Origin of the sequence: Azohydromonas lata (genome assembly GCF_034427735.1) — a bacterium.
GTDB lineage: Bacteria > Pseudomonadota > Gammaproteobacteria > Burkholderiales > Burkholderiaceae_C > Azohydromonas > Azohydromonas lata.
The window spans coordinates 43,457-64,641 of record NZ_JAXOJX010000029.1; the positions used below are offsets into that span (position 1 = coordinate 43,457).

The following is a 21,185-nucleotide window of genomic DNA, read 5'->3' on the forward strand; positions in this document are numbered from 1 at the left end:
CCGCCAGGCCTCAACGCGCCTCGCTCAAGCTGGGCACGTGCGGCCCGTTGGCCGGTTCGGTGTCGAACCAGCGGAACACCGCCGGCAGCATGACCAGCGTCAGCAGCGTGCAGCTGATGAGGCCGCCGATCACGACGATGGCCAGCGGGCGCTGAACCTCCGAACCCGGCCCGGTGGCGAACAGGAACGGGATCAGGCCCAGCATGGCCACGGTGGCCGTCATCATCACCGGCCGGAAGCGCAGCTTGGCGCCCTCCAGCACCGCATGCTCCACCGACAGGCCACGGCTGCGCAGGTCGCGGATGTAGCTGATGAGCACCACGCCGTTGAGCACCGCCACGCCCCACAGCGCGATGAAGCCCACCGACGCCGGCACCGACAGGTACTCGCCCGTCAAGAACAGCCCCACCACGCCGCCGACCGAGGCAAACGGCAGCACCAGGATGATGAGCGAGGCCATGCGCACGCTGCGGAACAGCAGGAACAGCAGGAAGAAGATGGCCCCCACCGTGATGGGCACGATCACGGACAGGTGCCCCAGCGCGCGCTCCATGTTCTGGAACTGCCCGCCCCACTCCAGCCGGTAGCCCGCGGGCAGCTTCACGTCCTGCGCCACGGCCTGCTGCAGCTCCGCCACGAAGCCGCCCAGATCGCGTTCGGCCACGTTGATGCCCACCACGATGCGGCGCTTGCCCATCTCGCGGCTGATCTGCGCCGGCCCCTCCACCAGGTGCACCTTCGCCAGGCTGGCCAGCGGCAGCCGCGCGCCGCTGGGCGCGGAGACCTGCAGCTTGCGTATCGCCTCGATGTCGTCGCGGTAGTCCTGCGGCAGCCGCACGAAGGCCGCAAAGCGGCGCTCGCCCTCGTAGATGTCGGTGGCCGACTTGCCGCCAATGGCGATCTCGATGACGTCGTGCACGTCCGACACGTTCAGGCCGTGCCGCGCGATGGCCTGCCGGTCTATCTCGATCTGCAGGTACTGCTGCCCCGTGATGCGCTCCACGCGCAGGTCCTGCGCGCCGCGTATGCCGCCGGCCACCTTGGCGATGTCGTCGCCCAGCCGCTTGAGCGTGGGCAGGTCGTCGCCAAAAATCTTGACCGCGATGTCCGCCCGCACACCGGTGACCATCTCGTCCACCCGGTCGGAGATGGGCTGCGCCATTACCACCTGCACGCCGGGCAGCGCGGCGAGCTTCTTGCGAATCTCGTCGGCGATGGTGTCCTGCGTCCAGCCCTCGGGCCACTGCTGGCGCGGCAGCAGCGAAACGATGGGCGTGGACTCGTTTTGCGCCTGCGGGTCTGCCGGCGACTCGCCGCGGCCCACGCCGGAGACGGCCGACTTCACGCCCGGCACCTGCATGGTCAGCCGCATGGCCTCCATCTCCATGGCGATGGACTCCTCCAGCGAGATGTTGGGCACGCGGTTGATGCCGGGCACCACCGAGCCCTCCTTCATCTCCGGTATGAAGGCACTGCCCAGGAAGGGCACGAGCGCGCCCGCCGCCACCAGCACGCCCAGCGCGCCGGCGGCCGTGGCCTTGGGCCGCGCGATGGCACGCTGCAGCACCGCGAGGTAGGGCTTCTTGAGCTTGCGGATCAGCCAGGTGTCGTGCGCCTCCTCGTCATGCGCCTGGCCGGCCGGCGTGGGCTTGACCTTGAGCAGCAGCGAGGACAGCACTGGCGACAGCGTGAGCGACACCACGAGAGAGATGCCCAGCGCGATGGCTATGGTGTAGGCCAGCGGCGCGAACATCTTGCCCTCCATGCCGGAGAGCGTCATCAGCGGCAGGAACACCACGATGATCACGCCCACGCCGAAAATCACCGGCGTGGCCACCTCCTGCACCGCGTGCAGCACGATGCGGCTGCGCGGCTCGTTGGCCGAGTGCGGGCGCGACAGGTGCGACACCGCGTTCTCCACCACCACCACGGAGCCGTCCACCATCAGGCCTATGGCGATGGCCAGGCCACCCAGCGACATGAGGTTGGCCGAGAGCCCCAGGTGGTTCATGGCCAGGAAGGTCAGCAGCGGCGTGAGCACCAGCGTGGCGATCACCACCACCGCCGCGCGCAGGTTGCCCAGGAACAGCAGCAGCACCACCACCACGAAGGCAATGCCTTCGAGCAGCACCTTCACGACGGTGGCCACGGCCGAGTCCACCAGCTCCGAGCGGTCGTAGTAGGCAACGATCTTGAGCCCGTCAGGCAGCATGCCGCGCTCGTTGATCTCGGCCACGCGCTGCTTCACGCCGGCCACCACCTGCTTGGCGTTGCCCCCGCGCAGCATCATCACGATGCCGCCCACGGCCTCGGTGACGCCGTCCTTGATGACGGCGCCGGCGCGCACGGCCGTGCCTATGCGCACCTCGGCCACGTCATGCACCATCACCGGCGTGCCCTCGTGCTCCTTGAGCACGATGCGGCCCAAGTCGTCCACCGACTGCGCCAGGCCCACGCCGCGTATGAGGTACTGCTCCGCGTGGTGCGGCAGCACCCCGCCGCCGGAGTTGGCGTTGTTGCGCGCCAGCGCCTCGAACACCTGCTGGATGGTGAGGCCGTAGTAGCGCAGCTTGTCCGGCGAGATCAGCACCTGGTACTGCCGCTCGTAGCCGCCCTGCGAGTTGATTTCGGCGATGCCGGGAATGGTGCGCAGCAGCGGCCGCACCACCCAGTCCTGCACGGTGCGGCGCTCGGTCAGCTCCTCGGCCGTGAGCGCGCGCTGGCCGTCGTTGGGCCCTTGCAGCGTGTACTGGTAGATCTCGCCCAGGCCGCTGGAGACGGGGCCCAGCACCGGCACGATGCCCGGCGGCAGCCGGCTGCCGGTTTCTATGAGCCGCTCCATCACCAGCTGGCGCGCGAAGTACACGTCCGTGGCGTCCGTGAACACCAGCGTGATGAGGGACAGGCCCGGCCGGTTGAGCGAGCGCATTTCCTCCAGCCCCGGCAGGCCGGTCATGGCCATCTCCACGGGCACGGTGGCAAAGCGCTCCACCTCCTCGGGGCTTCGCCCCGGAGCCTCGGTGGCGATCTGCACCTGCACGTTGGTGACGTCGGGGAAGGCGTCCAGCGAGAGCTTGCGCGCCGCGTCCAGGCCGAAGGCCAGCAGCATCACCGCCACGACGACGACGACCAGGCGCTGCGCGAGCGCCTGTCGGATCAGCGATTCGACCATCAGCCCTCCACCCCGGTCTGCTTGCGCTCATTGTTGAGGTGGAAACTGCCTTCGACGACGATGCTCTCGCCGCCCTGCAGCCCGCCCTGCACCACGCGCAGTCCGCCCACCTCGTCGCCCAGCTGCACGCGCGTGAGGCGGTAGGTGCCGGCGGGGCCCTGGCGGACGAAGACGTGGTCGGCGTTGTCCTCGCGCACAACGGCGGCCGAGGGCACCACCAGGCGCGGCACGGGCAGCGGCTCTATGGCCATGGTGGCCAGCATCTCCGGCTTGAGCAGCCGCTTGGGGTTGGGCAGCTCGGTGCGAACGGTGACGGTGCGGGTCTCGGGGTTGACGGTGTCGCCCACCCAGTCGATGCGCCCCTCCAGGGGCTCCATGCCGTTGGAGGGAATGGACACCCGCACCGCCTGGCCGGCGCGCACGCGCGCGCTTTCGGCCTCGGGCACCTGCGCCACCACCCACACGTTGGAGAGGTCGGCCACCGTGAACAGCACGTCCGCCGGCTGCACCACCTGCCCGCGGTTGACGCGCCGCTCTACCAGCACGCCGCTGGTGGTGGAGACGATGGAGGAGCTGGAGTTGATGACGCCATCCACCTTGGCCTGCGGCGGCACGCCCATGACGCGCAGCGTGTCGGCCGCGGCGCGGCGCTCGATCTCGGCCACGGACAGCTCGTTCTCGCGGCGCTGCAGCTCGGCGCTGCCTATGACGTCGGACGCCAGCAGCATGCGCGCGCGCTCCACGGCCTTGGCCGCCATCTCGCGCTGCGCGTTGGCCTTGAGCAGTGCCAGCTGCGCGGCGGCCAGCTCGGCGCTGTGCAACTGGGCCAGCACCTGGCCGGCGCGCACGCTTTGCCCGGGCAGGGCATGCAGCTCCGTGATGCGGCCGGTGACGGCGGCGCCTATGCGCGCCACGGTCTGCTCGTCGAAGTCGATGCGCGCGGCCACCTGCAGCGGCTCGGTCACGGGCGTGAGCGCCACCTGCGCCTCCTTCATGCGCGGCACCAGCGCGGCGCTGGGCCGCACCACCAGCGGGTCCACCGGCGCGGCAGGCTTGGCGACAGCCACGGTGGTGTCGGCCTGCGATTCGGACAGGCAAGCGCTCAGGCCGGCAGCGCCCAGGGCGCACAGGAGGGCCAACGGGACCGCGCGCCAGCGCGTCGAAACGGAAATGTTCATGGATGGATTGCGCAAGGCTTTAAAGGAATGGAAGACGGGCGGCTCACAGGTCGGCGACCTGCAGGCCTTGGAGGCGGTCCAGCTCGACGCGGGCCGCGCGCAGCTCGTAGCGGGCGGCATCCAGGTCGTTGCGCGCCTGGCGGAAGGCGCGCTGCGCATCCAGCCACTCCAGGATTCCGCGCTCGCCGCTGCGGTAGGCCGCCTCGGCAATGCGCATGGCGTTCTGCGCCTGACGCAAGATGCCGCTGTCCAGCGCAACGACCTGGCCGGCGGCAATCTGGTGCTGCTGCCACGCGGCCTCCAGTTGCTGGGTCAATTGCAGCTCGCGGTCGGCCAGCGCATGGCTCAGGCGGCGCAGCTCGGCCTCGGCCTCGGCGATGGGCCCCACGCGGCGGTCCAGCAGGGGCACGCTCATGACCAGGCCCACGCGATGCCCCTGGATATCGGGCTCGCGATCCACCCCCGCGCGCAACGCGAAGCTGGGCAGCCGCGCCTGCCGCTCCACGCCCAGCCGCGCCTGGGCAGCGCGCAACTCCGCGCGCGCGGCCAGCAGCTCGGGATGGCGCGCCAGCAGCACGGCCTGCATCTGCTCCAGGGGCGGCGGCACGCCGCCGGCCAGCGGATCGTCCGCAGCGGGCGCCAACTGGAACTCCGCGGGCAGCCCCGGGCCGACCTGGCGGCGCAGCTCGTGCCGCACCTGCCGCACGCGCAGCTCCGCCACGCGCAGCACGCGCTGCGCATTGAGCAGCTCGGTGTCGGCGCGCACCAGCTCATAGCGCGGCGCCTCGCCGCTGTCCACGCGCACGGCCACGCGCTCGCGGATCTGGTTGGCCAGTGCCAGGTCGTCGCGCGCATTGCCCAGCTCGGCCTCGCTGCGCAGCACCGCGTAATAACGGCGCTGCACCTCGGCCAGCAGGTCCAGCGCCAGGCTGCCCGCACCCGCACGGCTGCCCTCCAGGGCGGCCTCGGCAGCCTGCACGCGCGCCTGGCGCAACGCCGGGAGCTCGATGGGCTGCGTGACCGAAACGCTGAAGGTGGACCCCGGCGCCGCACCGTCCATGCGCGCACGGTTGCGGCCCGTCGACAGCTCCAGCTCCGGATTGCGCAGCGCGGCGGCACTGCGCACGGCGGCCTGCGCGCCATCCACGCGTGCATGCGCGGCGCCCAGCACGGGATGTGAGGCGCGGGCCAAGGCCAGGAGCTGATCGAGCTGATAGGACGGCGGCTCTGCCGGCTGGGCATGAGCCGCCCCGCCCGTGCCGGCCAGCAGCGCGGCCAGCGCGCCGGCCCACAACAAGCGCCTGCAGCGGCCAGCGAACACGGAAGTTGCAGGCAAGCGCCTGCCCGTAGGGTTTGGGTACATGAATGGGACGATGACGAGCCGCCCAGGCCCCGCGTGGATGCAGGCCGGGGCAACGGAGAACCCATCCCGGGCCACGGCGCGCACGGCGGCGCGCGGCCAGGATCAGGCAGCGAAAAAGCAGGAGGTGATCAAGCCGGGCTGGCCCGCGAACCACGGGCGCCGGACGCGAGGATCAGCCCAGGTCGGGCGGTCTCGCCAAGCCGCGCTGCGGCGCGGCGTAAATGCCCGCGGGCGCGTACAGCGGCCGCGCTACGGGCAGGACGACGGAACAATCAGGCATGGCCGGGGGCAGCGCACAGTCAGGCTGCTCATGCTCCAGGTCCACGGTGAGCGGATGCGGGCGCTCAGGCCCGGCAGGACCTGCGTCCACCGTCCAGGCCGTTTGCCGCGCAACCATGACAGGCGGCGACACGCACGCCTGCTCGCAATGCGGCTGCACCCCCAGGGGCATGGCGGACGCCGCCAGCAGCTCGCACCCCTGCCCGATCCCGCACCAGGCCGCCAGGCCCGCCCGCCCATCCGCCGGGACGGAACCCAACGCCCACCATGCCCCAAGCAGCAGCGCCAGCACCCAGTAAAGAGGCTGGCGAATGCTCGGAAATCGGCAGGAACGTGGCCCGGGCAGTTGCACGCGTAACGGAATCGGATGGAAGACGCAAGACAGGCGCCCCGTTTGCTCAGGGCGTCGCCGCATTCTAAGCGGCATCAGGGTAAACGCGGAGCCGTGGCTTCTTAAATCCGGCCCCATTCGCCCAAGCGCCTCCCTGGCAGAAGCTTGTTGCCAAAGGTAATGGCCAGCAACCCAGGCCCGCCGACGTCCAGGCGCCATCGGTGCACGCGCACAGTCCCCCCGGTGATTGTCCCGGGCGTCGAATAAGCGCCCTGTAACACCTTCGCCTGCGCGTGGGCACACGCATTGCGGCATGGCGGCGCTCCAACGAGCGTCAAGACGAGAGCCATGCCGCCCAATCCGTTCACGAATCCCTGTATCTCCTCCCTCTCCTCTCGCCGCACGGGCTCTACAGCCCGCGCTGGTGGAACGATTGGCCGCAAAAAAGGTGCGGGAGCGTTTCGCCATGTGGGGTGAGCAGGACCGCTACCTCTTCCGCGAGGGCACGCACGCGCGCCTGTACGAGCACTTGGGCGCCCGGCTGGACGAGCAGGGCACCGTGCACTTCGCCGTGTGGGCGCCCAACGCGCGCCACGTCAGCGTCATCGGCGACTGGAACGGCTGGAACCCCGACGCCGACCCCATGGCGCAGCAGGACGACAGCGGCGTCTGGCGCGTGTCGGTGGGCATCGCGCAGCCGGGCCAGCGCTACAAGTACCGTGTCGTCGGCCAAAACGGCGACGCCGTGGACAAGGCCGACCCGCTAGCGCTGACGTCCGAGCTGCCGCCGGACACCTCCTCGCGCATCACCCGCCTGGACTACGAGTGGCGCGACCAGGCCTGGATGCAGGAGCGCGGGCGCCGCAACGCGCTGGACGCGCCCATGTCCATCTACGAAGTCCACGCCGGCTCCTGGCGCCGCCCAAGCGGCGCGCCCATGGGCTGGCGCGAGCTCGCGCGCGACCTGGCCGACTACGTGCGGCAGCTCGGCTTCACGCACGTGGAGCTGATGCCCGTGACCGAGCATCCCTTCTACGGCTCCTGGGGCTACCAGACCACCGGCTACTTCGCGCCCACGTCCCGCTACGGCTCGCCGCAGGACTTCATGTACTTCGTGGACCACCTGCACGAGGCCGGCATCGGCGTGATCCTGGACTGGGTGCCCTCGCACTTCCCCACCGACGCGCACGGGCTGCAGTTCTTCGACGGCACCCACCTCTACGAGCACGCCGACCCGCGCCAGGGCTTCCACCCCGAGTGGAACTCCAGCATCTTCAACTACGGGCGCGGCGAGGTGGCGAGCTTCCTCATCTCCTCGGCCCTGTTCTGGCTGGACCGCTACCACATCGACGCGCTGCGCGTGGACGCGGTGGCCTCCATGCTGTACCTGGACTACGCGCGCCGCGACGGCGAGTGGATTCCCAACATCCACGGCGGCCACGAGAACCTGGAGGCCATCGCCTTCCTGCGCCGGCTCAACGAGGCCGTCTACCGCGAGTTCCCGGACACGCAGACCATCGCCGAGGAGTCCACCGCCTGGCCCATGGTGTCGCGCCCAACGTCCATGGGCGGCCTGGGCTTCGGCATGAAATGGAACATGGGCTGGATGCACGACACCCTGGCCTTCATGCAGGAAGACCCGGTGCACCGCGGCCACCACCTGGGCAAGCTCAGCTTCTCGCTGGTCTATGCCTTCAGCGAAAACTTCGTGCTGCCGCTGTCGCACGACGAGGTCGTGTACGGCAAGGGCTCGCTGATCCAGAAGATGCCCGGCGACGACTGGCAGCGATTCGCCAACCTGCGCGCGCTGCTGGGCTGGATGTGGACGCACCCGGGCAAGAAGCTGCTGTTCATGGGCGGCGAGTTCGGCCAGTGGCGCGAATGGACGCACGAGGGCGAGCTGAGCTGGGGGCTGACGCAGCAGCCCCTGCACGCCGGCGTGCAGCGCCTGGTGGCCGACCTCAACGCCCTGCTCAAGAGCCAGCCCGCGCTGCACGAGCTGGACTTCGGCTGGGAAGGCTTCCAGTGGCTGGAGGCCCAGGACAGCGAACGCTCGCTGCTGGCCTTCCTGCGCCGCCCCGCGCGGCGCGATGCCAAGCCGCTGCTGGTGGCCTGCAACTTCACGCCCGTGCCGCGCGAGAACGTGCTGCTGGGCGTGCCCGCTCGCGGCGTCTGGCGCGAGCTCCTCAACACCGACGCCGAACCCTACGGCGGGTCGGGGTGGGGCAACTTGGGACGCATCGAATCCTCGCCGCTGCCCGCGCATGGGCAGTTGCACTCGATACGCGTCGTCCTGCCTCCCCTGGCAGTCATCGTTTTGCAGCACGAGAGCTATGGCGACAACAACCCGCAAGTCCGCAACGTCAACCCCGGCCCAGACGCCCACGGTTGAGGCCCAAACCAAGCCGGCGCGCAAGCGCAGCAGCGCGCCGCGCAAGTCCGCTGCGGCCCAGGCCGCGGCACCGCTGTCCGCGGGCGAGCTGCTGCTGCCGCGCGCCGAGGCCGGCGTGTCCTCGCTGCCGCCGCCGGGCGATGGGCGCGTGCGCGTCATCGTGGACGCCGTGGTGCCGCAGGTGGACGGCGGCCGCTTTGCCGGCAAGTGCATCGCCGGTGAGCCCGTCACGCTCAGCGCGCACGCCTTCACCGACGGGCACGACAGGCTGCGCGTGCAACTGCACTGGCGCGCCGAGGCCGACGCGGCCACGCACCACGTGGAGATGGCGCAGAGCTTCAACGACGAGTGGCATGCCCAGGTCTGCTTCCCGCACCCGGGGCGCTACTTCTTCGGCGTCACGGCCTGGGTGGACTCCTTCAGTTCCTGGCGCCACGACTTCAACCGCCGCGTGGACGAGGCCGACATCCGCATCGCCGCCAAGGTGGGCGCGGAGCTGATCGAGGGTGCCGCGTCACGGGCCGAAAGCGGCGAGGCCACCACGACCGGCGACGCCCAGGCGCTGCGCTCCTGGGCCGAGCAGTTGCGCCTGGAGGCCGACACGGCCGACCCCGACGCGCTCAAGGCGCTGGCGCTGGACGAGCGCCTCAACCAGTTGGCCGACGCCTATCCGGACAAGCGCTTCGCGGTGGGCTTCCCCGAGCGGCCGCTCTTCGCCGACCGGCTCAGGGCGCGCTTTTCCACCTGGTACGAGCTGTTCCCGCGCTCGGCATCGGACCAGCCCGGCCGCCACGGCACGTTCAAGGACGTCATCCAGCGCCTGCCCTACGTGGCCGCCATGGGCTTCGACGTGCTGTATTTCCCGCCCATTCACCCCATTGGGCGCGAGAAGCGCAAGGGGCCCAACAACACGCTGGTGGCGGGTCCGCAGGACGTGGGCAGCCCCTGGGCCATAGGCGCGGCCGAGGGCGGGCACAAGAGCATCCACCCGCTGCTGGGCACGGAAGAAGATTTCGCCGAGCTGGTGCAGGCCGCTGGCCGGCTGGGCATAGACATCGCGCTGGACATCGCACTGCAGTGCGCGCCGGACCACCCCTACGTCCAGGAGCACCCGCAGTGGTTCCGCTGGCGGCCGGACGGCACGGTGCAGTACGCGGAGAACCCGCCCAAGAAGTACCAGGACATCTACCCGTTCAACTTCGAGACGGACGACTGGCGCGCGCTGTGGCAGGAGCTCAAGAGCATCTTCGACTTCTGGATAGCGCGCGGCGTCAAGGTGTTCCGCGTGGACAACCCGCACACCAAGTCTTTCGCGTTCTGGGAGTGGTGCATCAGCGAGATCACGCGCGAGCACCCGGACGTCATCTTCCTGGCCGAGGCGTTCACGCGCCCAAAGGTCATGCACCGGCTGGCCAAGCTGGGCTACAGCCAGTCCTACACCTACTTCACCTGGCGCAACACCAAGGCCGAGCTGACGGCGTATTTCACCGAGCTGTCGCAAGGCCCGGGCTACCACTGGTTCAGGCCCAACGTCTGGCCCAACACGCCCGACATCCTCAACGAGCACCTGCACCACGCCCCGCGCTCGGTGTTCATGCAGCGCCTGGTGCTGGCCGCCACGCTGTGCGCGAGCTACGGCATCTACGGCCCGGCCTACGAGCTGATGGAGAACCGCCCCGTGAAGCCCGGCAGCGAGGAGTACCTGGACTCCGAGAAGTACCAGCTTCGCCACTGGGACCTGGAGCGCGAGGACTCGCTGCAGTGGTTCATCGGGCTGGTCAACCGCATACGCCGCGACAACGCCGCGCTGCACGACAACCGCTCGCTGCGCTTCATGCCCGTGGACAACGAGCACCTCATCGCCTACGCCAAGCGCACGCCGGACGGGCGCAACACCGTGCTCACCGTGGTCAACCTGGACCCCGACAACGTGCAGTCCGGCATGGTGGACGTGAACCTGCAGGCCCTGGGCATACAGCCCGACACCGACTACACCGTGCACGACCTGTTGAGCCAGCAACGATTCACGTGGCGCAACGGCCGCAACTTCGTGCAGCTTGACCCGAACCACACGCCCGCGCACGTTTTCGTGGTCCGCCAGACGCGGCGCAGCGAACGCGATTTCTTCACTTTCGAAGGCTGATCACCGCATGGATGCACGCCGTCTCACCCTTCCCGACCCGCTGGTGCAGGACGCGCCGGCCGAGGATGCATCCCTTTGGTACAAGGATGCGGTCATCTACCAGCTCAACGTCAAGGCCTTCTTCGACTCCAACGACGATGGCGTGGGCGACTTCAACGGCGTCACGGCGCGGCTGGACTACGTCAAGGACCTGGGCGTCAACACCCTGTGGCTGATGCCCTTCTACCCCTCGCCGCTGCGCGACGACGGGTACGACATCGCCGAGTACAAGAGCATCCACCCGTCCTACGGCACGCTGGACGACTTCAAGCGCATGCTGGATGCGGCGCACGAGCGGGGCCTGCGCGTGATCACGGAGCTGGTGATCAACCACACCTCCGACCAGCACCCCTGGTTCCAGCGCGCGCGCCGCGCAGCCCCCGGCACGCCGGAGCGGGACTTCTACGTCTGGAGCGAAACCAACCAGAAGTACCAGGGCACGCGCATCATCTTCACCGACACCGAGGTGTCCAACTGGACCTGGGACCCGGTGGCCAACGCCTACTTCTGGCACCGCTTCTTCAGCCACCAGCCCGACCTCAACTTCGACAACCCGCTGGTGATGGATGCGGTGCTGGACGTGATGCGCTTCTGGCTGGACATGGGCGTGGACGGCTTCCGGCTGGACGCCATTCCCTACCTCGTGGAGCGCGAGGGCACCAACAACGAGAACCTGCCGGAGACGCACGTCCTCATCAAGCGCCTGAGGGCGGCGCTGGACGCGGAGTACGGCAGCCGCTTCCTGCTGGCCGAGGCCAACCAGTGGCCGGAGGACGTGCGCGAGTACTTCGGCGACGGCGACGAGTGCCACGCCTGCTACCACTTCCCGCTGATGCCGCGCATGTACATGGCCATCGCGCAGGAGGACCGCTTCCCGGTCGTGGAGATCATGGGCCAGACGCCGGAGATCCCGGCCAACTGCCAGTGGGTGGTGTTCCTGCGCAACCATGACGAGCTCACGCTGGAGATGGTCACCAGCCGCGAGCGCGACTACATGTACAACACCTACGCCGCCGACCCGCAGGGGCGCATCAACGTGGGCATACGCAGGCGGCTGGCCACGCTGCTGGACAACGACATCGACCGCATCCAGCTCATGAACAGCCTGCTCATGTCCATGCCGGGCAGCCCCATCGTCTACTACGGCGACGAGCTGGGCATGGGCGACAACGTCTACATCGGCGACCGCAACGGCGTGCGCACGCCCATGCAGTGGAGCCCGGACCGCAACGCCGGCTTCAGCCGCGCCGACCCACAGCGGCTGTACCTGCCGCCCATCATGGACGCCATCTACGGCTACCAAGCGGTCAACGTGGAGTCGCAGCAGCGCGACCCCTCCTCGCTGCTGCACTGGATGCGCCGGCTGCTGGCCGTGCGCCAGTCCACGCAAGCCTTCGGCCGCGGCTCGCTGCGCTTCTTGAAGCCCGGCAACCGCAAGGTGCTGGCCTACCTGCGCGAGCATGGCGACGACGTGATCCTGTGCGTGGCCAACCTCGCCCGCACGGCGCAGCCGGCGGAGCTGGACCTGGCGGCCTTCAAGGGCCGCGTGCCGGTGGAGATGATGGGGCGCACGGCCTTCCCGCCCATAGGCGAGCTGCCCTACCTGCTCACGCTGGCGGCGCACGGCTTCTACTGGTTCCGCCTGAGCGCCGACGCCGAGGCGCCGGCCTGGCACACGGAGCTGCTGCCCTCCGAGGAGCTGCCCGTGCTGGTGTTCTCCAACGGCTGGCAAAGCCTGTTCGCGGACCAGGTCGGCCCCTGGCGCGCGGCGCTGGCCACGCGCACGCGCAACCAGTTCGAGACCGTGCTGCTGCCGCGCTTCATCGAGAACCAGCGCTGGTACGCCAGCAAGGGCGTGCACCTCACGCGCGCCACGCTCCTGGACCACTGGCTGTGGCAGCGCGACGACGAGTCCTGGCTCATCCCGCTGCTGGAGCTGCAGGGGCTGCCGGAGCCGGTGCACTACTTCGTGCCGCTGTCGCTGTCCTGGGAGGAGCGCGACGAGGAGCGCACGCGGCTGCTGGCCGTCAACGCCGTGGCGCGCGTGCGCCAGCAGGCGCAGGTGGGCGTGATGGGCGACGCCTTCGGCGACGAGCGCTTCGTGCGTTCCGTGCTGGCCACCATGGCCGACGACACCACGCTGCCCACCTCGCGCGGGCGCATGAACTTCCGCGGCAGCCCGCTGCTCAAGGCCTATGCCGAGACGGGCGAGCTGCCCACGCTGCCCATAGGCCGGCCGCTGGCGCAAAGCAGCAACACCATCGTGCAGATAGCCGAGCAGTTCCTGCTCAAGGGCATTCGCCGCCTGCGCCCGGGCCACAACCCGGAGCTGGAGGTCACGCGCTTCCTCACCGAGGTGGCCCAGTTCCCGCACTGCGCGCCGCTGGCCGGCTCGCTGGAGTACGTGGCCGAGGACGGCACGCCCGTGACGCTGGCCGTGCTGCAGGGCTACGTGAACAACCAGGGCGACGGCTGGACGCTGGGCACCGAGTACCTGCGCCGCCACCTGGAGCTGCGGCTTGGGCACAGCGAGCCCGAGCCGCAGGACGCGCACGCGGCCTTCGAGGAGCGCGCGCGCACGCTGGGCCGCCGCACGGCCGAGCTGCACCAGGCCTTCGCGCTGCGCACGGGCAACCTCGCCTTCGACCCCGAGCCGCTGACCGAGGACGACGTGCAGGCCGACCTGCACCGCGTGCGCGACGACCTCAAGCACGGCATGGACCAGTTGCGCGATCGCCTGCCCACGCTGCCCGCGGCGGCGCAGCCGCTGGCGCAGTCGCTGCTGCAGCACCAGGCCGGGCTGCACAAGCACCTGGCCACGCCCGCGCTGCCGCCCATGGCCATGAGGTCGCGCCACCACGGCGACTACCACCTGGGCCAGGTCCTGGTGACGAAGAACGACTTCGTGATCATCGACTTCGAGGGCGAGCCCGGGCGTACGCTGGAGGAGCGCCGCGCCAAGCGCTCGCCGCTGCGCGACGTGGCCGGGATGCTGCGCTCCTTCGACTACGCTGCGCTGTCGGCCCTGCGCTCGGCCGCCACCAGCGATGCCGAGCTGCAGGCCCTGGCCCCCGTGGCGCGGCGCTGGCAGCAGGAGTCGCGCGGGCATTTCCTGCGCGGCTACGACGAGGTGGCGCGCACGGCGGAGCTGGTCGAAGCCGGCGGGGCCGAAGCGGCCGGTGCGCCGCTGCTGGCGCTCTACGAGCTGGAGAAGGCCTTGTACGAGCTGAGGTACGAGCTGGACAACCGGCCGGCCTGGGTCCACATCCCGCTGCAAGGGCTGCTGGACCTGGCGGGCGTGACGAGCTAGCGCCGCCCCCGAGGGCGCGCCAGTGCAGCGCGCCCCGGGGCACGGCAACGTGGACTTGAAGGAGGTCCCATGATGAAGATTGCCGAGGACCCCAACCTGCAGCCCGCCGGCGAGCTCACCGCGCTGCTGGTGGCGCTCACCGAGCTGCGCGACGGCAACGCCCAGGCGCGGCTGCCGCTGGACTGGACCGGCGTGGCCGGCCGCGTCTCGGACGTGTTCAACCAGGTGGTGGAACAGAACGCCCACATGGCGCGCGAGCTGGCCCGGCTGCGCCAGGTGGTGGGCAAGGAAGGACGGCTGCGCCAGCGCGCCTCGGTGCGCGCCTCGCGCGGCTTCTGGGCCGAGTCGGTGGACTGCATCAACGCGCTCATCGACGACCTGGTGCACCCCACCTCGGAAGTGGCGCGCGTGATCGGCGCCGTGGCGCAGGGCGACCTGTCCAAGAGCATGGCACTGGAGGTGGACGGCCGGCCGCTGGAGGGCGAGTTCCTGCGCGCGGCGCAGACCATCAACACCATGGTGGCGCAGCTCAGCGACTTCTCGGCCGAGGTCACGCGCGTGGCGCGCGAGGTGGGCACCGAGGGCAAGCTCGGCGGCCAGGCCACCGTCAAAGGCGTGGCCGGCACGTGGAAGGACTTGACGGACTCCGTCAACTCCATGGCCTCCAACCTCACCAGCCAGGTGCGCAACATCGCCGACGTCACCACCGCCGTGGCGCAGGGCGACCTGTCCAAGAAGATCGAGGTGGACGTCAAGGGCGAGATCCTGGAGCTCAAGAACACCATCAACACCATGGTGGACCAGCTGCGCTCCTTCGCCGCCGAGGTCACGCGCGTGGCGCGCGAGGTGGGCACCGAGGGCAAGCTCGGCGGCCAGGCCGACGTGCAGGGCGTGGCCGGCACGTGGAAGGACTTGACCGAATCGGTCAACTCCATGGCCGGCAACCTGACCTCGCAGGTGCGCAACATCGCCGACGTGACCAAGGCCGTCGCGGCGGGCGACCTGTCCAAGAAGATCACGGTGGACGTGAAGGGCGAGATCCAGGAGCTGAAGAACACGGTCAACACCATGGTGGACCAGCTCCGCTCCTTCGCCGCCGAGGTCACGCGCGTGGCGCGCGAGGTGGGCACCGAGGGCCGCCTGGGCGGCCAGGCGGACGTGCAGGGCGTGGCGGGCACCTGGAAGGATCTCACCGAGAGCGTCAACTCCATGGCCGCCAACCTCACGGTGCAGTTGCGCGACGTCTCCAAGGTCTCGGCCGCCATTGCCGGCGGCGACCTGACGCAGAAGATCACCGTGGACGTGCGCGGCGAGATCCTGCAGATCAAGAACGTGATCAACACCATGGTGGACCAGCTCTCGTCCTTCGCGGCCGAGGTCACGCGCGTGGCGCGCGAGGTCGGCACCGAGGGCCGCCTGGGCGGCCAGGCGCAGGTCAAGGGCGTGTCCGGGGTGTGGAAGGACCTCACCGACAACGTGAACTTCATGGCCGGCAACCTGACCTCGCAGGTGCGCGGCATCGCCAAGGTGGTGACGGCGGTGGCCAACGGCGACCTCAAGCAGCAGCTCACCGTGGAGGCCAAGGGAGAGATCGCCGCGCTGGCCGACACCATCAACTCCATGACGGACACGCTGGCCACCTTTGCCGACCAGGTGACCACCGTGGCGCGCGAGGTGGGCGTGGAAGGCAAGCTGGGCAACCAGGCCAAGGTGCCGGGCGCCTCCGGCACGTGGAAGGGCCTGACGGAGAACGTCAACCAGCTCGCGGCCAATCTCACGACGCAGGTGCGGGCCATCGCGGAAGTGGCCACGGCCGTGACCAAGGGCGACCTCACGCGCTCCATCACGGTGGAGGCGCAGGGCGAGGTGGCGGCGCTCAAGGACACCATCAACGAGATGATCCGCAACCTCAAGGACACCACGCAGAAGAACACCGAGCAGGACTGGCTCAAGACCAACCTGGCCAAGTTCTCGCGCATGCTGCAGGGCCAGCGCGACCTGGTGACGGTGGGACAGATGATCCTGTCGGAGCTGGCCCCGGTGGTGGGCGCGCAGCAGGCCGAGTTCTACGTGCTCAGCGGCGCGCCGCAGCAGGCCCGGCTGAAGCTGTTTGCCAGCTACGCCTCCAGCGGCCAGGGGCTGCACGGCAAGGAGATCGGCCTGGGCGAGGGCCTGGTGGGCCAGTGCGCGCTGGACAAGCAGAAGATCCTGCTGACCAACGTGCCCTCGGTTTCCTTCCGCATCGCCACGGCCCTGTCGGAGACCGCGGCGCTGGACGTGCTGGTGCTGCCCATCATCTTCGAGGGCCGCGTGCGCGGCGTGCTGGAGATGGCCTCGCTGCAGCGCTTCAACCCGGTGCACGAGGGCTTCCTGGACCAGCTCACCGAGTCCATCGGCATCGTCATCAACACGATAGAGGCCAACACCCGCACGGAGGACTTGCTCAAGCAGTCCCAGTCGCTGGCCCACGAGCTGCAGCAGACCAACCAGGAGCTGCAGGAAAAGGCCAAGTTGCTGGCGCACCAGAACCAGGAGGTGGAGCGCAAGAACAGCGAGGTGGAGCAGGCCCGCCAGGCGCTGGAGGAAAAGGCCGAGCAGCTCGCGCTGACCTCCAAGTACAAGTCGGAGTTCCTGGCCAACATGTCGCACGAGCTGCGCACGCCGCTGAACTCGCTGCTGATTCTTTCCGACCAGTTGTGCCGCAACGCCGAGGGCAACCTGACCTCGCGCCAGGTGGAGTACGCCAAGACCATCCACTCCTCCGGCAACGACCTGCTGATGCTGATCAACGACATCCTGGACCTGTCCAAGATCGAGTCCGGCACGGTGGCGGTGGACTTGTCGGAGCTGCGGCTGGACGACTTGCAGCGCTCGGTGGAGCGCAGCTTCCGCCACTTCGCGGACTCCAAGCACCTGGGCTTTGCCATCGAGATCGCGGAGGACGCGCCCGCGGCGCTGCTCACCGACGTGAAGCGGCTGCAGCAGATCATCAAGAACCTGCTGTCCAACGCCTTCAAGTTCACGCACCAGGGCCATGTGCGGCTGCGCATAGGCGCGGCGCCGCAGGGGTGGCAGCCGGAGAACGAAGAGCTGCGCCGCGCCGGGGGGCCCGTGATCGCCTTTGCCGTGTCGGACACGGGCATAGGCATTCCGGCGGAGAAGCAGCAGATCATTTTCGAGGCCTTCCAGCAGGCCGACGGCTCGACCTCGCGCAAGTACGGCGGCACGGGGCTGGGCCTGGCCATCAGCCGCGAGCTCTCCCGTCTGTTGGGCGGCGAGCTGCGCCTGGTGAGCGCGCCGGGCGAGGGCTCGACCTTCACGCTGTACCTGCCGCAGGCCTTCAACGCCTCGCGCGCCCCGCGCGGCGCGCACCGGCCGTCGGATGCGCCTGCCGCGGCGCTGCCCGCGCGCGAGGCCGCGTGGCCCGCGCCGCCGCGCATGGCCGCCGCGGCGGCCGAGGCGGCGCGGCCGCTGCCCGCGCCGGAGGTGGAGCCCGACGCCTTCGACAACCTGGCCGACGACGACCGCCGCCACGTGATGGGCGGCGACCTGGTGCTGCTCATCGTGGAAAACGACCTGGGCTTCGCCAAGGTGATGCTGGAGTCGGCGCGGCAGGCCGGCTTCAAGGGCCTGGTGGCCACCACGGGCGCCAGCGGCCTGGCCATGGCCTGCGAGTACCGGCCGTCCATGGTGACGCTGGACATCCACCTGCCCGACATGGCGGGCTGGCGCATCCTGCGGCGGCTGCAGGCCGACGCGCGCACGCGCCACCTGCCGGTGTGCGTGATCTCCACCGACGACGCGCGCGAGCAGGCGCTGGAGGCCGGCGCGCTGCGCTTCATCGCCAAGCCGCTGCAGTCGCGTGACGAGCTGGACCAGGCGCTGGCCGCGCTGCACCAGTACGCGCTGCGGCCCACGCGGCGGCTGCTGGTGGCGCTGCCGGACCCCGAGGACCGCCAGGCGCTGGCCCAGGCCCTGGGCCCCGACGTGGAGCTGGTCGCCGCGCAGGACGGCGCCGCCTTGCACGCGCAACTGCGTGAGGCCGACGCGCTGGTGGCCGATGCGCGGTTGGGCGGCCTGGCGCCGGGCGACGTGCGCGAGGCCATGGAGTCGCACCCGCTTGGGCTGCAGTTGCCCGTGGTGCTGTGGATGCCGGAGGGCAGGCACGACGGGCCCTGGCAGCGCCAGCGCGGGGGTTTCCGCCTGCTGCCGGCCACCAGCGCGCAGGAGCTGCTGGGCCAGGCCTGCGTGGCGCTGCACCGCAACGCGGCGGAGCTGCCGGAGGCCGCGGCGCAGGCGGTGGAGGCCGTGGGCGGCGCGCGGCGCTCGCTGCGCGGGCGCAAGGCGCTCATCGTCGACGACGACATGCGCAACATCTTCGCGCTGGCCACCGTGCTGGACGACCACGGCATGGAGATCGTCTCGGCCGACAACGGCCGCGAGGCCATACGCATGGTGGAGAGCGACCCCGCCATAGACATCGTGCTGATGGACATCATGATGCCGGAGATGGACGGGCTGGCCACCATGCAGCACATCCGCCGCCTGCCGCGCGGGCGCGAGCTGCCCATGGTGGCCGTGACGGCCAAGGCCATGAAGGGCGACCGGCAGAAGTGCATAGAAGCCGGCGCGTGGGACTACCTGTCCAAGCCCGTGGACCCGTCGCACCTGCTCAGCGTGCTCAAGGGGTGGCTGTGTCCATGAGCTTCAATCCTGCCGGCGCGACGCCGCCCCCACCGGCCGCGGACGAGGACGCCATCACCAGCAGCATCCTCATCGTGGACGACCTGGCGGAGAAGCACCTGGTGTTCCGCGCGGTGCTGGAGGACCTGGGGCAGGAGCTCGTCTCCGCCTACTCCGGCGCGCAGGCGCTGCGCGAGGTGCTCAGGCGCGAGTTCGCCGTGATCCTGCTGGACGTGAACATGCCCGACATGGACGGGCTGGAGACGGCACGCCTGATCCGCCAGTACAAGCGCGCGGCGCACACGCCCATCATCTTCATCACCGCCTACGCCGACGAGATGCAGACACACCGCGGCTACGAGCTGGGCGCGGTGGACTACATCATGTCCCCGGTGGTGCCGCAGGTGCTGCGCTCCAAGGTGCAGGTGTTCGTGGACCTGCACGTGATGCAGCGCCGCGTGCGCCACCAGGCCGAGCAGCGCGTGGCGCTGGCCGCGGCCGAGGCCGCGCGCCGTGCCGCGGAGCACGCTACGTGGCGCTCCAATTTCCTGTCGCACCTGAGCGGCGTGCTCAGCGCCTCGCTGGATGCCGGGGTGGGCATGCGCGCGCTGCTGGAGCAGGTGGTGCCCGCGCTGAGCCCCTGCGCCGCGCTGCTGCTGTGCAGCGACGACGAGGCCGCGCCGCAGCGGCTGCTGGTGGGCCGCGGCGAGCAGGACGGCGGTACGGGCACGCACGCGGATGAGGACGAGGACACGGCCGAGGATGGGGACGGCACGGCGTTCTCCGACGTCGCGCTGCAGGACATGGCGCCCTGCGTGCGCCGCGCCTTTGCGCGGGCCCTGGAGAGCCGCCAGCCGCAGGACGTGGGCGTGGACCCCTGCCAGGCCTTGGACGAAGGCCCGGCCGCCACCCCAAGCGCGCTGCCGGAGGGCGTGGTCACGCCGCTGGTGCACGGCCAGCGCGTGCTGGGGGCGCTGTACGTGGCGGCGCTGGAGGACAGGGAGCTGCTGAAGTCCCTGTCCGAGCGGGCGGCGCTGGCCTTCGAGAACGCGCGGCTGTACCGCACGCTGCAGGCCGAGATCGAGGAGCGGCGCCATGCCCAGGAGCAGCTCACGGCGCTGAACCGGCGCAAGGACGAGTTCCTGGCCATGCTCTCGCACGAGCTGCGCAACCCGCTGGCGCCCATACGCAACGCGGTGGAGGTGATACGCCGCATCGCCCCGCCGGGCCTGCCGCGCATGTCCTGGGCCACGGACGTGATGGACCGCCAGGTGCGGCACATGACGGAGCTGGTGGAAGAGCTGCTGGACGTGGCCCGCATCAGCCAGGGCAAGATCAGCCTGCAGTTGAAGCCCATAGACCTGCTGGCCGTGGTGGCGCATGGCGTGGAGACGGCGCGGCCCATGCTGGACGGGCGCCGCCACCGGCTGACCACGCAACTGCCCGCCGAGCCGGTGTGGCTGCGCGGCGACTTCGCGCGGCTGTCGCAGGTGGTGTCCAACCTGCTCAACAACGCGGCCAAGTACACGCAGGAGGGCGGGCTCATCGAGCTGTCGCTGCAGGTGCGCCAGGGCGTGGCGCTGGTGAGCGTGCGCGACAACGGCATGGGCATAGAGCCGGCGCTGCTGCCCAACGTGTTCGAGCTGTTCGAGCAGGGCCAGCGCTCACTGGACCGCAGCCAGGGCGGCTTGGGCGTTGGGCTGACGCTGGTGCAGCGACTGGTGCAGTTGCACCACGGCACGGTGCACGCCAGCAGCGCCGGGCCGGGCCAGGGGGCGGAGTTCGTGGTGCAACTGCCCTGCCTCAGCGGCGTGGGCGCACCCGCGCCGCAGCCGGCGCCGCAGGCCGACCCCGCGCAGGCGCCGGCCGTGTGCCGGGTGCTGGTGGTGGACGACAACGTGGACGCGGCCGACACGGTGGCCCTGTTCCTGCGCATGGAGGGCCACAGCGTGGAAACGGCGCACAGCGGGCCGCAGGCGGTGGAGCGGGCCAAGGCCTTCGAGCCGGACGTGGTGCTGCTGGACATCGGCCTGCCGGGCATGGACGGCTTCGAGGTGGCGCAGCGGCTGCGCGCGCTGCCGGCCACGCGGCTGTCGCTGGTGATCGCGCTCACCGGCTACGGGCAAAAGGCCGACCAGGCGCACTCGCGCGCCGCGGGTTTCGACCACCACCTGGTGAAGCCCGCCGACATCGCGGCGCTGGCCGCGCTGATCACGCAGTGGTTGACGGGGCGCGCGGGCGGCAGCGCCCAGGAGCAGGCCGGCGTGCCCTGATCGGCTGGCGGGCGGCGCAGGA

The 21,185-nt window shown here is 70.3% G+C and carries 9 protein-coding genes; 5 read left to right on the top strand and 4 right to left on the bottom strand.

Annotation, left to right across the window (positions count from 1 at the left end):
• Positions 1–10: 10 nt before the first annotated feature.
• The 4 genes from SM757_RS17630 to SM757_RS17645 all read right to left on the bottom strand — a co-directional run bounded on the left by SM757_RS17630 (position 11) and on the right by SM757_RS17645 (position 6,125).
• On the bottom strand, positions 11–3,172 hold the full coding sequence (locus tag SM757_RS17630) for an efflux RND transporter permease subunit (protein ID WP_322466484.1): 3,162 nt from the start codon (positions 3,170–3,172) through the stop codon (positions 11–13).
• On the bottom strand, positions 3,172–4,350 hold the full coding sequence (locus tag SM757_RS17635; protein WP_322466485.1) for an efflux RND transporter periplasmic adaptor subunit: 1,179 nt from the start codon (positions 4,348–4,350) through the stop codon (positions 3,172–3,174). Before SM757_RS17635 ends, SM757_RS17630 begins: the two co-directional genes overlap by 1 nt.
• A 43-nt stretch (positions 4,351–4,393) precedes the next feature.
• Positions 4,394–5,686, bottom strand: a complete 1,293-nt coding sequence (locus SM757_RS17640; RefSeq protein ID WP_322466486.1) for a TolC family protein — start codon at positions 5,684–5,686, stop codon at positions 4,394–4,396.
• A gap of 199 nt (positions 5,687–5,885) precedes the next feature.
• Positions 5,886–6,125 carry a hypothetical protein gene (locus SM757_RS17645; protein ID WP_322466487.1) on the bottom strand — a complete coding sequence of 80 codons (240 nt, stop codon included), beginning with the start codon at positions 6,123–6,125 and terminating at the stop codon, positions 5,886–5,888.
• 664 nt (positions 6,126–6,789) lie between these two features.
• On the opposite strand from SM757_RS17645, the gene glgB reads away from it, so the two are divergent.
• The 5 genes from glgB to SM757_RS17670 all read left to right on the top strand — a co-directional run bounded on the left by glgB (position 6,790) and on the right by SM757_RS17670 (position 21,163).
• Positions 6,790–8,715, top strand: coding sequence for a 1,4-alpha-glucan branching protein GlgB (gene glgB / locus SM757_RS17650; protein ID WP_322466488.1), 1,926 nt, complete (start codon positions 6,790–6,792; stop codon positions 8,713–8,715).
• Positions 8,657–10,858 (top strand): alpha-1,4-glucan--maltose-1-phosphate maltosyltransferase, encoded by a 2,202-nt coding sequence (locus SM757_RS17655; protein WP_322466489.1) that lies wholly within the window; start codon positions 8,657–8,659, stop codon positions 10,856–10,858. Before glgB ends, SM757_RS17655 begins: the two co-directional genes overlap by 59 nt.
• A gap of 7 nt (positions 10,859–10,865) precedes the next feature.
• Entirely contained in the window at positions 10,866–14,207 is a 3,342-nt protein-coding gene (treS, locus tag SM757_RS17660; RefSeq protein WP_322466490.1) for a maltose alpha-D-glucosyltransferase, read from the top strand.
• A 69-nt stretch (positions 14,208–14,276) separates the two neighbouring features.
• Positions 14,277–18,911, top strand: a complete 4,635-nt coding sequence (locus SM757_RS17665; RefSeq protein WP_322466491.1) for a HAMP domain-containing protein — start codon at positions 14,277–14,279, stop codon at positions 18,909–18,911.
• Positions 18,908–21,163, top strand: coding sequence for a response regulator (locus SM757_RS17670; RefSeq protein ID WP_322466492.1), 2,256 nt, complete (start codon positions 18,908–18,910; stop codon positions 21,161–21,163). Before SM757_RS17665 ends, SM757_RS17670 begins: the two co-directional genes overlap by 4 nt.
• The last annotated feature ends 22 nt before the right edge of the window (positions 21,164–21,185 follow it).

Bases quoted from the DNA above. Each gene is read 5' to 3' on its own strand.
- SM757_RS17630 (WP_322466484.1), bottom strand. From the start codon at position 3,172: ATGGTCGAATCGCTGATCCGACAGGCGCTCGCGCAGCGCCTGGTCGTC.
- SM757_RS17635 (WP_322466485.1), bottom strand. From the start codon at position 4,350: ATGAACATTTCCGTTTCGACGCGCTGGCGCGCGGTCCCGTTGGCCCTC.
- glgB (WP_322466488.1), top strand. From the start codon at position 6,790: ATGTGGGGTGAGCAGGACCGCTACCTCTTCCGCGAGGGCACGCACGCG.
- SM757_RS17655 (WP_322466489.1), top strand. From the start codon at position 8,657: ATGGCGACAACAACCCGCAAGTCCGCAACGTCAACCCCGGCCCAGACG.
- treS (WP_322466490.1), top strand. From the start codon at position 10,866: ATGGATGCACGCCGTCTCACCCTTCCCGACCCGCTGGTGCAGGACGCG.
- SM757_RS17665 (WP_322466491.1), top strand. From the start codon at position 14,277: ATGATGAAGATTGCCGAGGACCCCAACCTGCAGCCCGCCGGCGAGCTC.
- SM757_RS17670 (WP_322466492.1), top strand. From the start codon at position 18,908: ATGAGCTTCAATCCTGCCGGCGCGACGCCGCCCCCACCGGCCGCGGAC.